The sequence below is a fragment of the Flavobacterium glycogeni genome, assembly GCF_048286775.1.
Taxonomy (GTDB): Bacteria; Bacteroidota; Bacteroidia; order Flavobacteriales; family Flavobacteriaceae; genus Flavobacterium.
Genome location: NZ_JBLVPV010000012.1, coordinates 68,502 through 83,360, shown reverse-complemented (window position 1 = coordinate 83,360; position 14,859 = coordinate 68,502). Strand labels below are relative to the sequence as shown.

The 14,859-nt window shown below is 32.2% G+C and carries 15 protein-coding genes; 12 read left to right on the top strand and 3 right to left on the bottom strand.

From position 1 onward, the window contains the following. Positions 1–22 precede the first annotated feature (22 nt). Positions 23–373 (bottom strand): 4Fe-4S dicluster domain-containing protein, encoded by a 351-nt coding sequence (locus tag ACNQGX_RS11270; protein ID WP_417976312.1) that lies wholly within the window; start codon positions 371–373, stop codon positions 23–25. Between the two features lie 134 nt (positions 374–507). On the opposite strand from ACNQGX_RS11270, the gene ACNQGX_RS11265 reads away from it, so the two are divergent. The 5 genes from ACNQGX_RS11265 to ACNQGX_RS11245 all read left to right on the top strand — a co-directional run bounded on the left by ACNQGX_RS11265 (position 508) and on the right by ACNQGX_RS11245 (position 4,817). Continuing rightward, the gene (locus ACNQGX_RS11265) at positions 508–1,566 is read left to right on the top strand and encodes an acyl-CoA reductase (RefSeq protein ID WP_417976310.1); all 1,059 of its coding nucleotides are present in this window, start codon (positions 508–510) and stop codon (positions 1,564–1,566) included. 93 nt (positions 1,567–1,659) lie between these two features. Beyond that, positions 1,660–2,733, top strand: coding sequence for a 3-phosphoserine/phosphohydroxythreonine transaminase (serC, locus tag ACNQGX_RS11260; RefSeq protein WP_417976308.1), 1,074 nt, complete (start codon positions 1,660–1,662; stop codon positions 2,731–2,733). A 246-nt stretch (positions 2,734–2,979) separates the two neighbouring features. After that, positions 2,980–3,930, top strand: a complete 951-nt coding sequence (locus tag ACNQGX_RS11255) for a D-2-hydroxyacid dehydrogenase (protein ID WP_417976306.1) — start codon at positions 2,980–2,982, stop codon at positions 3,928–3,930. A 117-nt stretch (positions 3,931–4,047) separates the two neighbouring features. Next, positions 4,048–4,482, top strand: coding sequence for a DUF6146 family protein (locus ACNQGX_RS11250; RefSeq protein WP_417976304.1), 435 nt, complete (start codon positions 4,048–4,050; stop codon positions 4,480–4,482). Positions 4,483–4,514: 32 nt separating this feature from the next. Then, positions 4,515–4,817, top strand: coding sequence for a DUF6787 family protein (locus ACNQGX_RS11245; RefSeq protein WP_131916863.1), 303 nt, complete (start codon positions 4,515–4,517; stop codon positions 4,815–4,817). 14 nt (positions 4,818–4,831) lie between these two features. Here the strand turns inward: ACNQGX_RS11245 and ACNQGX_RS11240 are convergent, their stop codons facing one another. Both ACNQGX_RS11240 and msrA read right to left on the bottom strand, forming a co-directional pair. Further along, positions 4,832–5,131 carry a hypothetical protein gene (locus ACNQGX_RS11240; protein WP_417976302.1) on the bottom strand — a complete coding sequence of 100 codons (300 nt, stop codon included), beginning with the start codon at positions 5,129–5,131 and terminating at the stop codon, positions 4,832–4,834. Positions 5,132–5,174: 43 nt separating this feature from the next. Next, positions 5,175–5,723 (bottom strand): peptide-methionine (S)-S-oxide reductase MsrA, encoded by a 549-nt coding sequence (msrA, locus tag ACNQGX_RS11235; protein ID WP_417976375.1) that lies wholly within the window; start codon positions 5,721–5,723, stop codon positions 5,175–5,177. 245 nt (positions 5,724–5,968) lie between these two features. On the opposite strand from msrA, the gene ACNQGX_RS11230 reads away from it, so the two are divergent. The 7 genes from ACNQGX_RS11230 to ACNQGX_RS11200 all read left to right on the top strand — a co-directional run bounded on the left by ACNQGX_RS11230 (position 5,969) and on the right by ACNQGX_RS11200 (position 14,784). Further along, entirely contained in the window at positions 5,969–6,631 is a 663-nt protein-coding gene (locus ACNQGX_RS11230; RefSeq protein WP_417976300.1) for an ABC transporter ATP-binding protein, read from the top strand. Positions 6,632–6,820: 189 nt separating this feature from the next. Further along, entirely contained in the window at positions 6,821–7,597 is a 777-nt protein-coding gene (locus ACNQGX_RS11225) for a TIGR02757 family protein (RefSeq protein ID WP_417976298.1), read from the top strand. Positions 7,598–8,126: 529 nt separating this feature from the next. After that, on the top strand, positions 8,127–8,495 hold the full coding sequence (locus ACNQGX_RS11220; RefSeq protein WP_417976296.1) for a response regulator transcription factor: 369 nt from the start codon (positions 8,127–8,129) through the stop codon (positions 8,493–8,495). 28 nt (positions 8,496–8,523) lie between these two features. After that, positions 8,524–9,600 (top strand): HEAT repeat domain-containing protein, encoded by a 1,077-nt coding sequence (locus tag ACNQGX_RS11215; protein WP_417976294.1) that lies wholly within the window; start codon positions 8,524–8,526, stop codon positions 9,598–9,600. A gap of 12 nt (positions 9,601–9,612) precedes the next feature. Continuing rightward, positions 9,613–11,043 (top strand): glycosyltransferase family 2 protein, encoded by a 1,431-nt coding sequence (locus ACNQGX_RS11210; RefSeq protein WP_417976292.1) that lies wholly within the window; start codon positions 9,613–9,615, stop codon positions 11,041–11,043. Between the two features lie 25 nt (positions 11,044–11,068). Continuing rightward, the gene (locus ACNQGX_RS11205) at positions 11,069–13,519 is read left to right on the top strand and encodes a sulfatase-like hydrolase/transferase (protein ID WP_417976290.1); all 2,451 of its coding nucleotides are present in this window, start codon (positions 11,069–11,071) and stop codon (positions 13,517–13,519) included. Then, a complete protein-coding gene (locus tag ACNQGX_RS11200; RefSeq protein WP_417976288.1) occupies positions 13,519–14,784 on the top strand; it encodes a YaiO family outer membrane beta-barrel protein in 1,266 nt (421 codons plus the stop codon). Before ACNQGX_RS11205 ends, ACNQGX_RS11200 begins: the two co-directional genes overlap by 1 nt. Positions 14,785–14,859: the final 75 nt, after the last annotated feature.

The window sequence follows — 14,859 nt, the reverse complement described above, 5'->3', positions numbered from 1 at the left end:
TTTTAACATTAAAATTTTGTCTTTATTCGTTATGTAAAAACGCTTGTCTATTTAGTAACGTTTCTTCGCTTTCTACATGATTATCATCAGGGATACAACAGTCTACAGGACATACTGCAGCACATTGTGGCTCATCGTGAAAACCTTTACATTCGGTACATTTACCCGGTACAATATAGTAAATTTCGTCTGATATTGGAGTTTGAGCTTCATCGGAATCTACTTCGGAACCATCAGGTAAAATTACTTTTCCTTTCAGTTTTGTTCCGTCTTTATATCTCCAATCATCTGCTCCTTCGTATATTGCTGTATTTGGGCACTCTGGTTCACAAGCACCACAATTGATACATTCGTCTGTTATAATAATTGCCATTGTTCTTTGTTTAAAAGTATAAAGTTTTAGGTTTAAAGTTTGTTTTTAAAACTTATGTTTTTTTAACAATGCCTAATTACTTTATCCTTATTTTTGTGCAAAATTACAATCAAAACTATTCATAAGCAAACATTATGACATTAGAAACAAAAAAAAGTGTTTTTGTTGAATTAGGGAAATTCTTAAGTCAGTTTTCCGAAGATAATACTTCTAAGAATCCAACTGTTTTGCACAACGATCTGTTTTTTGATGATTTTATCGAATTAATAAAATTATCTCAATCCCATAATGGATGGTATACACCGGAACAAGTGTATTTTGCCATTCAATCTTGGGCAGAAGCATTAACTGCAGAAAACTTAAATCAATGGCTTTCTGCTTATGATTTTCAAATAAACGAACCTAAAAACATCGCCTTAATTCTTGCCGGAAATATTCCATTGGTGGGGTTTCATGATTTCCTGTCGGTTTTAATTACAGGAAATAATGTATTAGTAAAAACATCCTCAAATGACCAGCATTTGTTGCCTTTTTTAGCGAAGTACATTATTGCAGTTGATTCTGAATTAGCCAACAACATCACTTTTGTAGAAGGGAAATTAGAAAACTTTGATGCTGTAATAGCAACAGGAAGTAATAATACAGCCCGTTATTTTGAATATTATTTCAAAGACAAACCTTCTATCATTCGAAAAAGCAGGAACTCAATTGCAGTTTTGAATGGAAAAGAAACCAAAGAGCAACTAACTGCTTTAGGCGAAGATATATTCCGATATTTTGGATTGGGTTGTCGCAATGTTTCTAAACTTTTTGTTCCAAAAGGATACTCATTTGACGCCTTTTTTGAAGCCATATTTGAGTACCAAGACGTGATACATTATGAAAAATATGCGAATAATTACGATTACAACAAAGCCGTTTTCCTGATGAGTAATTTCAAATTATTGGACAATGGTTTTTTGACAATAAAAGAAGATCAAAGCCATGCCTCGCCTATTTCTAGTGTGTTTTATGAGTTTTATGATGACATCAATGATTTGAAAACAAGGTTACAATCAGAAAATGAGCAAATTCAGTGCATTGTAAGTGACAATCTTATAGAGAACAGTATTGGCTTTGGGCAAACCCAAAAACCTAAATTGTGGAATTACGCAGATAACATCGATACTATTTCGTTTTTGTTAACAACATAGTTGAAATATGTTTAATTATTTCGAATTATTTAACGCCTTTTAAAATCCTATTCCCGAAATTTGCACTTTAATTTTTTGGACTTAAACTACACCATGAAAAAACACAACTACAGCGCAGGACCTTGTATTTTACCACAAGAAGTTTTTGAAAAATCAGCACAAGCTATACTAAATTTTAACGATTCTGGGTTATCCCTTTTAGAAATTTCGCATAGAAGTAAAGACTTCGTTGCCGTTATGGATGAGGCTAGAGCAATTGTTATTGAACTTTTAGGCCTTGAAGGCAAAGGATATCAAGCATTATTTCTTGCTGGCGGAGCCAGTTTAGAATTCTTGATGGTTCCTTATAACTTAATGAAAGAAGGCGGAAAAGCGGCTTATCTTGATACAGGAACATGGGCTTCTGGCGCTATAAAAGAAGCAAAACTTTTTGGAGATACCGTTGTTGTAGCTTCTTCTAAAGAACAAAATTACAACCATATCCCAAAAGGATATACTGTACCTGCAGATGCTGATTATTTCCATTGCACCAGTAACAATACGATTTTTGGTACACAAATGAAGGAATTTCCATCAGTTGATATGCCACTTGTATGTGACATGAGTTCTGATATCTTTTCAAGAGAATTGGATTTTTCTAAATTTGATTTGATTTATGCAGGAGCACAAAAAAATATGGGTCCGGCTGGAACTACTTTGGTTGTTATAAAAGAAGAAATTCTTGCTAAAAACGACCGAATTATCCCAAGTATGTTGGATTACACTAAACATATCAAAGCAGAAAGTATGTATAATACTCCTCCTGTTTTCCCCGTTTATGCTTCATTATTGACATTACAATGGTTGAAAAACCTTGGCGGAATTGCTGCTATTGAAAAAATAAATAATGCTAAAGCAGCGTTGCTTTATTCAGAAATTGACAGAAATCCTTTGTTCAAAGGCGCTGCAGCTGTAGAAGACCGTTCCAATATGAATGCCACTTTCTTATTGAATGATGAAGCGCATGCTCCAACATTTGATGCGATGTGGAAAGCTGCAGGAATATCTGGATTACCTGGACATCGTTCCGTAGGTGGTTACAGAGCTTCTATGTACAATGCACTTCCATTGGAAAGTGTTCAAGTATTAGTTGATGTAATGAAAGAACTTGAAAAAAATGTTCAGTAATCAGTCGCAGTTTTCAGTTTAAAAACATATAAAATTAGATTTACTGGACATCTAGCCCCGATTGAAATGGAAATCCTTTTATGTTTTTTCTTTAAAAACATAAAAGATTACTTCACCAAGTTAATATTTAATTTTGGTGTTCAGTGAATTTCATTTGCAATGGAAAGCGGGAAATAGCTCCAGAAAAATAAAATAATAAATAACTATGAGGATGGGATTGCTTCATTCCTCGCAATGACATAAAAAATGAAAGTATTAGCCAACGATGGAATTTCAAAAAGTGGAATTCTAGCTTTAGAAAAAGGTGGATTTGAAGTTATAACTACAAAAGTAGCTCAAGAACAAGTAGCTAATTTTGTAAACGAAAATAATGTAAGTGTAGTTTTGGTAAGAAGCGCAACTAAAGTTCGCAAAGACATCATTGACGCTTGCCCAGGATTAAAAATCATAGGTCGTGGTGGTGTAGGAATGGATAATATTGATGTGGATTATGCTAAAAGCAAAGGAATTCACGTAATAAATACTCCGGCTTCGTCATCAGAATCAGTGGCAGAATTGGTTTTTGCACACTTATTTTCCGGTGTACGTTTTTTACATGATTCTAATAGAAATATGCCTCTTGAAGGAGATACTAATTTTGAAGGTTTGAAAAAAGCTTATGCAAATGGAGTTGAATTAAGAGGAAAAACGCTTGGAGTAGTAGGAATTGGTCGTATTGGTCAGGCTACCGCTAAAATGGCATTAGGTTTAGGAATGAAAGTAATTGCTGCGGATATGTTTATCCCACAAGTTGATGTTAAAGTAGAGTTTTTTGACGGTCAATCGATTACAACTACTATCGTTTCGCAATCATTGGAATCTTTGTTCAAAGAAGCTGATTTCATCACTTTACACGTTCCTGCTCAAGATGGTTACATCATTGGAGAGAAAGAATTGGCAATCATGAAAGACGGTGTAGGGATTGTAAACTGTGCTCGTGGTGGTGTTATTGATGAAGTTGCTCTAGTAAAAGCATTGGACAGCGGAAAAGTATTATTCGCTGGATTAGACGTTTTTGAAAACGAACCAACTCCTGAAATGGCTATTTTGATGAATCATAAAATCTCGTTGACTCCACACATTGGGGCTGCAACCGGAGAAGCTCAAGACAGAATTGGTACTGAATTAGCACAACAAATCATTAGTATATTAAGCTAGTCTACCATCATAACTATTTGAAAGAGGTTGTCCAAAAAAAAGACAACCTCTTTTTTTTGTTAAAACACTAATAACAAACCATTTAATTTTGTAAATTTAATATTCAATTTTCTGATTATGAAAAATAGTGTTTACCTATTAGCGATTATTTTAGTTTCTCTTTTTAGTTGTAAAACTTCAAATTCAAGTTTTTCAAAAACAGATAAACCAGTTGCAACTCAAGGCGATACCGTACGAATTGCCAACGATGCCCTTGAATACGAAGTGATTATTATTGATTCCGGTTTTAGTTCGTGGCTTAGCTCAAGAGCTTTACCGCGAAACTATCATTCCCAATCTTATTTAGAAAACAAAAATCGAATTTGGATTAGCGAATGGAACAGTCGTGTTTTACAACCGCAACGATATAATCCCAATCTGTATGAAATGACAATCAACTATGATTCTAACATTGATTATGGGTATGAGGTAAATTATTTGATTTACAATTACATGATTTATTTTCAAAACACGTACAAACAAAAACTTTTTGGTTATGTCCCCATAAGATAATGTTACTATATTTGTAATCATTATAAATAAAAATGAACAAACTAAAACAACGTTGGGGAATAGACACTAATTTCCAACTCACCATCATATTTATTGTTTTTGCAATTACCGGTTCGGCTTCAGCATGGTTGTCAAAACCATTTTGTTTTTGGTTGGGAATTACAAAATCAGATTTGGGTTATTGGTTTACACCAGTGCGATTAATTTTAATTTTTCCAATATACCAAGTGCTTTTAGTCCTAATTGGATTTCTTTTCGGGCAGTTCAAATTCTTTTGGGCATTCGAAAAAAAGATGCTGAAACGCATGGGATTGGGATTTCTTTTTAAAGAATAACAAAAACGCCTCAATTACGAGGCGTTTTTGTTTTTAATCCAATAATTATAAATCCAAGTTAATGTAAACGTTGGTATAAAATCCGAAAAGGGTAAAATTTCTTCCAGAAAAGTGACGACTCCTCCTACTCGTCCTATGGTTCCTTTATACATCCAAGTCATTAGAAACCCTGCCAAAGGTGCCCAAATCACATCGGAGAACTCACCAACTAGCGGAACTGTAAACGATAGCAATCCTATTGCATCAAAGAGAATTCCTAATATAAGATTTCTAGTTTTATTGTTTTCTGTTATAACCTGTGCTTGCTCTGTCATATCTATTTCAATTTTTCAGAAAACTGTACAAATCCAATGCCAATTATTTTTTGAGCTTGTCTTGATACACTTTTTTCAGTTTCTCAATTTTTGGAGTAATTACATAACTACAATATCCTTGTGTTTTGTTTTGATTGTAATAGTTTTGATGATAGTCTTCGGCTTCGTAAAATTTAGAAACTGCAGAAATCTTGGTTACAATTGGTTTGCCAAATGTACTCTCGCTGGTCATCAAAGCGATATAATCTTCGGAGAGTTGCTTTTGAATAGGATTGTGATAAAAAATTTCACTACGATATTGTGTCCCAACATCATTACCCTGACGATTTAACGTAGTAGGATCATGTGTGGCAAAAAATATTTCCAATAGTTCTCCAAAACTTATTTCTTTAGGATCAAAAGTAATTTCAATAGCTTCCGCATGACCGGTATCTCCATTGCAAATATCCTTGTACGTTGGGTTTACAGTATTGCCGCCAATATATCCCGAAACAACTTTTTTCACTCCCGCCAATTCTAAAAAAACTGCTTCGGTACACCAAAAACAACCTCCTGCAAAGGTTGCAATTTCCAATCCGTTTTGTATTTCCATATTTTTTGTTTCTTTACTTTTTGGCACAGTACTATTCTTTTCTTTCGCACAAAATGAAAAAGGCAATAGTGCCAGAAAAATTCCAATTATTTTTTTCATCATTCCCGATTTAGAATCAAATTTATTCATTAAAACGAACCGATTATCCGATATTAACTAAAGTTTATATTTTGTCAAAGCAAAATATATTGCGATGCATTTAATAATCATTAAAATCTTTGTTTCTTTGTGAAAACAGTTTCAAAATGATACAAGCCAAAAATCTACATAAATATTACGATCAACTACATGTGTTGAAAGGGGTTGATTTACATATTCAAAAAGGAGAAATTGTCTCTATCGTTGGTGCTTCGGGAGCCGGAAAAACAACACTTTTGCAAATCCTTGGAACTTTAGACAAGCCAACCGTTGAAAACGGAATTGAATTGTGCATCAACAATGAGGACATTCTGACAATGAATGACAAAAACTTATCTAAATTCAGAAATCTAAATTTAGGTTTTATTTTTCAATTTCATCAATTATTACCTGAATTTACAGCATTAGAAAATGTTTGCATTCCCGCTTTTATTGCCAATAAATCAAAACTGGAAACGGAGATAGAAGCAAAAAAACTGCTGACGTATCTTGGACTTTCCCATCGAATGAATCATAAACCCAATGAACTTTCCGGCGGGGAACAACAACGTGTGGCTGTGGCCAGAGCGCTGATTAATAAACCTGCCATCATTTTTGCAGATGAACCTTCGGGAAATCTAGATACTGCTTCGGCTGAAAACCTGCATCAATTATTCTTTAAATTGCGTGATGAGTTGGGACAAACCTTCGTTATTGTAACCCATAATGAAGATTTAGCGAATATGGCCGATAGAAAGCTAGTAATGATAGATGGACAAATTAGTAATTAGAAGCTATTTCCAGCTATACGTTGCAATCTTTCTAGTCCTGAACTTGTTTCAGGACTAGAAAGGATTTACACTGCAAACGAAGTTCACTGAACTTCTATGAAAATAGAAATCAAGTGCAGTAATCTGGGCTAAGCGTATTTGCTGTAATCTGTAATATTTTTTTTAATCTGTGTCATCTGCGTTTCAATTATGAATCATTCTGAACTCAAATCCTTCCTCGACGAAAAAGTGATACAGTACAACACACTTGACTTCATAGAAAGTGATCCTGTCCAAATTCCGCATTTATTTTCACAAAAAGAGGATATCGAAATCGCCGGTTTTCTAAGTGCTACAATAGCTTGGGGCAATCGCAAAATGATTATCAAAAATTCCCATAAAATGATGGATTTAATGGGGAATGCACCTTATGATTTTGTTATGTCACATACCGAAAATGATTTGGAGCGACTAGAATCTTTTGTCCATCGGACTTTTAACGGACAGGATTTTGCAAGCTTTATCAGAAGTTTACAGCATATTTATAAAAACCACAACGGATTGGAAGCTGTTTTTAGTACCAATCAATCCCGAAGCGTCGGGACCAATTCAATGCAAAAAAGCATTCATGAATTCAAGAAAACTTTTTTTGAAATCCCGCATCAATATAGAACTCAAAAACACATTTCAGACCCTCTGAACAATTCTGCCGCCAAGCGAATCAACATGTATTTACGCTGGATGGTGCGCCAAGACACTAAAGGTGTCGATTTAGGAATATGGAAAAGTATTTCTCCAGCTTCTTTATCCTGTCCTTTGGATGTGCATTCCGGTAATGTAGCGCGAAAATTAGGATTGCTGACCCGAAAACAAAATGATGCAAAAGCATTAGCCGAATTAGATTTAAGACTACGTGAATTCGACCCGACTGATCCCGCTAAATATGACTTTGCATTATTTGGATTGGGAGTTTTTGAAAAATTTTAAGTTTCTCTAATCTAAAAATCGATTATCCCAATTTTCAGAAAAGTAAAAAATTTGATTAAAAAGATGCCTTTAATTTTTATAAAACATTCTTTTTATAAAAAATTGAAGTGTAAATTTTGTTGAAATTTTATTTAAAATCATACTATTTAACTCACTTTTAAACACTTAATCTATTTTTTTTGCACTTTATCGGATGTTTTCAAAAAAATTACATTATATTTGATTAGTAAAATTACTAATAAAATAAAGTTAAAAATGATAACTTTTTTTATTAAAAAAATCACTAAACAAATAAAAACTCAAATTATAAATAAGTCGAGTCTACTTAGAACAAAATAAAAAGGGTAATTAATAATACTATTAACCAATTATTTTTTCAGCATTTTAAATCTGAATTATTAACTTAAGTAATGTGATTGAAATAATGTAGTATTTGTTCTTAGAGGCAACCTCTGTAGTTATTGAGGTTTGGCACTATAAAATACGACAACATATCGTTCCTGTTACTTAATTCAAACCAATAAGACTAATGGGTAACAGCAAAAAAATAGTTTTAGCCGAAGATAATTCAGTCCTTTCATTACTACTGAAATTTAGATTGGAAAAAGAAGGATATGAACTTCTTATAGCAATAGACGGAAAACAAGCAATTGAATTAATTGAAGAGCACAAACCGGAATTAATTTTGACCGATATTATGATGCCTTTTGTTAGCGGACTAGAAGTAATCAGTCACGTAAGAAATAAATTGAATTTACAAACTCCAATTATTGTTTTTTCGTCAGCTGGACAAGAAGAAATTGTACTTAAAGCATTCGATTTAGGAGCTACTGATTTTATGAGTAAGCCTTTAAGTCCTCATGAATTAGTAATCCGGGTTAAAAGATTACTGGTTTAATATTTCAAATAAATTAAAGTATTGGGATATGAACGAAAACGTATATATTTTAGAAAATCTTAAACAGTCTTCACCAATAATTCAATTGGCATGGGGTCTAAGCAGTATTTTTTTCGTAATTATTACAATGCTAATCATGTATCTTAAATACTTAAGAAACCATTTAAGAGAGAATGAAAGGATAGAGGCTAAATACCAAGAGGAATATGAAACCCATCTCATAACCTATTTGTATGCCGGAAATGATGATGATACTTTTAGTTTGGAACAACAATCAATTATCGACGAATTGAAAACTTGTATTGTCGACCCTTTTAAAAGAAAGATTGTAATTTCAACATTATTGAAGTTAAGAAATGAAATATCCGGAGAAATAGCTGAATCTATTGATAAACTTTACATTGAATTAGGGCTTTTAAGTTATTCATTAGCCAAACTGAGAAATAAAAAATGGGACATTATTGCTATCGGTATAAGGGAACTTACACAGTTTAAAGTAAAAGGAGTTCATAAAGTAGTAATAAATAACATCAACCATCCAAAAAAAGAAGTTCGTAAGGAAATGCAATTATACTTGATTCATTTATTTTCTTTTAAGGGACTTGCTTTTTTGAATGTTATAGAGACCCCTTTATCTGAGTGGGATCAGATTCAGTTGCTAGAAGTACTTCAAGTAACTAATGATACTGAAATTGCAGACATTAGGCCATGGTTGAAATCTTCAAATGATTCAGTAGTTATTTTTTCTTTAAAACTTGCCAGAGTTTACAATCTATTTGAAGCAAAAGAAGAACTTATTGAATTGTTAAGTCATAAAAGTGAAAACGTAAGAGTTAATACAATTGCTGCATTGAGTCATTTGAATATTATTGAAGCCAAAAATATTTTGAAAACTAATTTTGCTGAACGTAGTAATGAAGAGCAAATCGCTTTTCTTAAAATGATGGGAAATGTATATGAAAGTAGCGACAAAGCATTTTTATTGGAACATATGCAACATAAAAATTTTGAAATTAAGCTATTAGTGATGGAAATTTTGAAGAATATCAATTTTGAAGAGTACCCATTGCATGAGAGCGAATTTCAAAAATCATTAATAGCTTAAAACCAATTGACTATGAATACAAGTAGTGTAGAAATTATAATGTCAATAATTCATTATTTCTTTCTTGTTTTTTCTGTAATTGCAATTTCCTCTTACATGATATTAGGAGTAATTTCTATTATCGAGACTATTGAATATGTAAAAAAAAATAGTTTTGTTAATTACAAGGAAATATTATCTTCGACTTTTTCTCCATCAATTTCAATTATTGCTCCTGCCTATAATGAAAGTTTAAACATTGTTGAAAACGTACGTTCACTGTTATCAAGTCATTATGTAAATTATGATGTTATCATTGTAAATGATGGAAGTAAAGATGATAGTCTAAGCAAACTTATTGAAGCGTACGATTTGATTCAAATAGATCATCATATCAACGAACAAATTAAAACCAAGCCACTAAGAAAAGGTATTTATAAGTCTACAAATCCTGCATTTGATAAATTAACTATAATTGACAAAGAAAACGGAGGAAAAGCAGATGCTTTAAATATGGGGCTGAATGTAAGTAAAAATGAATATGTTGCATGTATAGATGTAGATTGTTTGCTATTGGAAGATGCACTTCAAAAAATGATTAAACCATTTCTAGAAACAACTGATGCAAAGGTAATTGCTGCCGGTGGAGTAATCAGAATCGCCAATTCATGTATTGTTAAAGACGGTAAATTACTTGATGTGAACTTTCCTAAAACTTGGCTGGAACAAGGGCAAATTTTAGAATACTTAAGAGCCTTTTTATTAGGAAGAATGGCTTGGAGCAGACTAAATGGTTTATTAGTTATTTCCGGGGCTTTTGGTTTATTTGACAAAAAAATAGCGATTACAGTTGGTGGTTATGACACCAATACCGTAGGGGAAGACATGGAGATTATTGTGCGAATGAGGCGATACATGGAAGATGAGAAACAAAAATATAGAGTCGCTTATATTCCTGACCCATTATGCTGGACAGAAGCTCCAGACAATTATAAAACATTTATTTCCCAAAGAAACAGATGGACTCGTGGAACTATCGAAACACTTAAAAAACATAATAAAATAGGATTTAATCCAAAATATAATTCATTGGGACTTATCAGTTACCCGTATTGGTTCTTTTTCGAAAGAATGGCGCCTATTATAGAAGTCGCAGGTATCATTTATTTTGGAATTCTTACCGTTCTTAATGAAGTTAGATGGGATTATACATTTGCATTTATTATTTTGGCCTACTTATTTTCGGTGCTTTTTTCTATAGTTGCAATAGTTTCAGAGGAACTTACCTATCATCAATATAAAAAGAAGTCAATAGGATTTAAATTAGTAATGATAGCTTTACTGGAACCTTTTGTCAATCATCCATATATTCTATACTCAGCAATTAAAGGAAATATAGATTATTATTTTTACAAAAAAATTGAATGGGGAGATATGACACGAAAAGGAATGACAAAAGCATAAATATTTAAGGTATAATTTAAAAAAAATGGAGATTAAAAAATTTAAGAACATTTTAAACAGTAATTATTTTAATAATAATTATGTCTATATCTATTTAACTTTTTCATTAATTGTTACATTTTGGTTATTAACTTTATTTGAAATTTACTCAACTGTATCCAATTATTCCGAAAATCAGAATATTGGTGTCACTTTAATCTATAAATTACTCAATGACTTTTGGGCCGGAATTGCTATCGGATTATTATTCATTCCATTTTATTTCGCATTACTTTATATAAAAAAGCCACTTGAAGTAGTATTAATTAAAGTCTTATTTGCTTTGGTTATCATTATTCAATTTGCTTTGGTAAAATACAGTCTTACCACACATATAAATCTGGGAGCAGATCTATTGGGATATTCTATGGATGATATGTACACAACAGTTACAGCATCTGAATCATTGTCCTTTCTCTATTTTTTGCCTTTTATAATAATGCCATTATTGTATTTGGGAATAAATTATCTTTTGAATAAGTACACAAATGGGCGACAAATTTTTGCGACTTCTTTCATTTTTATAATTATTTTAGGTAGTTTAAAGCTTGTAGTTCCGGATTCATCTGGTGCAGTTTTTCAAAACAAACTTAATTTCCTGACTACAGATATCATTAAGTTTCAAAATGAAAAAAATGCATTAGACGTTTCTAATTTGTTTTACAAGAAAGAGTTTCCTTTGATGAAGCCATTTAAAGAAACAGAAGATGTATTAGCTCCGTTTTTTAACATTCAAAGTGAAAAACCCAATATTGTAATAATTATGGCAGAAGGGTTAGGCAGCGATTTTATAGGAAAAAACGCTTATGGAGGCTTTACACCTTACCTCGATTCCTTAACCTCAAAATCACTCTATTGGGAAAACTTCGTCAGTAATACTGGAAGAACCTTTGGTGTAGCATCATCATTATTGGGATCGTTACCTTATGGTGAAAAAGGCTTTATGGAATTAGGCCAACTTCCTTCGCACATTTCGCTAATAAGCGTGCTAAAAGCAAATGATTACACAACATCTTATTATACTGGTGACGATTCAAGCTTTGACAGAAAAATAAATTTTCTGGAATACAATGATATCGACCATGTAACTGATATAAATAAATTTGGTTCTGGTTATGTAAAGACTAAAGAGAATTCAGGTGGTTTCTCTTGGGGATACCCCGATGCCGAAATATTCAAAAAAACATTATCTGAACTAGATAGCAAAAAAATGCCTCGATTAGATGTTATAATGACACTTTCGAATCACGAACCTTTTGATTTTCCTTCAAAAGATGGTTATTTGAAAAAGGTTGATGCCATTGTAAATACGAATAAGACTTTGGGAGTTAAAAAAGGAGAAGTAGAAGCCTATAAAGATATTTTTGCTGCACTTCTTTATACGGATACATCCATTAAAAACTTCATGGAGGCCTACGCCAAAAGACCGGAATACAATAACACCATTTTTATCATTACAGGCGATCACCGATTGATTCCTATCCCTCAAAAAGATGAATTATGTCGTTTTCATGTACCGCTATTGATCTATAGCCCGATGTTAAAAAAAGCAGAGAAATTTAAATCTGTTTCGTCTCATTGGGATGTAACCCCAAGTTTACTTTCTTTTTTAATGAATAATTACAAGTTTAACAAGCTTGAGAAGACAGCTTGGATGGGTCAGGGATTAGATACAGCAAAAGAATTTAGAAATATTCACCAAATCCCTTTAATGAGATATAAAGGAAGCATCAACGATTATATTTATAAAGATTATTTGTATTCCGGTGGAGAATTATATAAAATAAATGAAAATTTTGGGACTTATAAAGTTCATGAAGAAAAAATATCTAAAATAATAGCAGACTCCTTATTGAGTTTTAAAAAACTAAACGCTTATTTAACTAAGAAAAATAAAATTTTCCCCGCTTCTTTAAATATTTATTCACAACCGGCAGTTCAATTTTCAAAGACTGAATTAGCGACAATTAAAGAGTTAACAAAGGGTTTGAATTTTGACCAGACTTTTCTTCTCGCAAGAGATTTTGCGTTTAAAAAAGATTATAAAAAGGCAAAACTGTTGTGTAATTACATTTTAAATGAACTTCCTAATTATTCCGAAGTACGAACTTTAAAAGGAAGAATGCTGGCTTGGGAAGGAAAATTTCCAATTGCTGAATCTGAATTGTTAAGTGCTATTAAAAGAACTCCTTTTGAGAACGACAGTTATCTGGCATTAATGGATGTTTATTGGTGGTCTAATCAGAATAATAAAGCAGTTGAAATAGCAAATAAGGCAGTAAGTAATGGAATTAAAAATCCAGAAATTAGCTTCAAACTGGCAGAGACATATAAACGAATGAATAATCCTAAAGATGCTAATAGTATAATAAATGATCTTCTGAAAAAATATCCAGGAAATACTAACTATTTAACTTTTAAAAAATCTTTAAAATAATGATTCCAAAAATAGGTATTAAATTCACTTTTATATTGGCATTTTTAGTTGCTTTTCCAATGTTTGGACAAGAACAAAAATACAATGGCGACCCTGACAGTTCTTTTGAAAGAGCTCGTGAATTGGCTTTTAATAAACAACGAAAACAAGCGCAAGATACGTTGCTGTCTATTCTGACTAAATATCCTAATTATCATGAAATCCGTTCCTTTTTAGCGACAACGTACTCATGGGATGGCGAATACAAAAAAGCCCGAAAAGAGTTTACTACTATTTTCGAGAAAGATACCAAGAATAAAAGTATCTGGGAAGCAGCAATTAAAAATGAATTATGGGGAGATATGCCTTATCCTGCGTTAGAAATGACAACTGAGGCTTTGAAAAATTTCCCTGATGATCCCGAAATATTATATTTAAAGGCGAGTGCACAAGAAAAAACAAATAATTCATTAGAAGCATTAAATACTATTGAATTAATATTGACTCAGAATCCTAACGACCAAAAAGCAAAAGATTATAAAGTCAGTTTAAATAATGCTTTAAGCCAAAATGCAATAGGAATAACTTCTTCGGTGGATATTTATTCTGATGTTTTTGATCCAATGCAATATTATACACTGACGTACAAGCGACAAACTAAATATGGAAGTATTATAGGACGAGTAAATTTCAACAGAAGATTTAATGAAAATGGATTGCAATATGAAATTGATTTATATCCTAAAATTGTAAAAGGTCTTTATGCTTATGTAAATATTGGTCTCTCAAAATCTTTTCTTTTTCCAGATGTAAGATACGGTTTGGAATTATACAAATCTTTACCTAAAAGTTTCGAAGTTTCCTTAGGTTTACGAACTTTGAAATACAGCACAACGACAAACATATATACTGGCTCTGTCGGTTGGTACACCGGAAATAGTTATTTGGCTTTTCGTCCCTATATAACTCCGGGAGAAACAGGAACCAGTAAATCGGGTACTTTTACATACCGAAAATACCGAAGTGATGCAGATAATTATTTAGGGGTATCGCTTAGCGTGGGTTTTTCTCCTGAAATTAATCAGTTCAACATCAATGAAGATGCCGCAAAATTCGTCGACTTAAAATCCCAAAGGATCAATCTTGGATATTATTTCACTTCCTCAAATAAGCAAAATGCTTGGGGAACCCAATTTGGAGTTTCACACCAAGAAATAATATTTGACCAAGGAAATTACTTTTGGATTTATTCCCTTGCTTTGTCATGGGAGCTAAAATTCAAGTAAAATAGCACAAAAAATACTGCTCCTTTCTTGAATGTAGTTGATTTTATAATTTTACTTTCAAAAAGACTATATTTG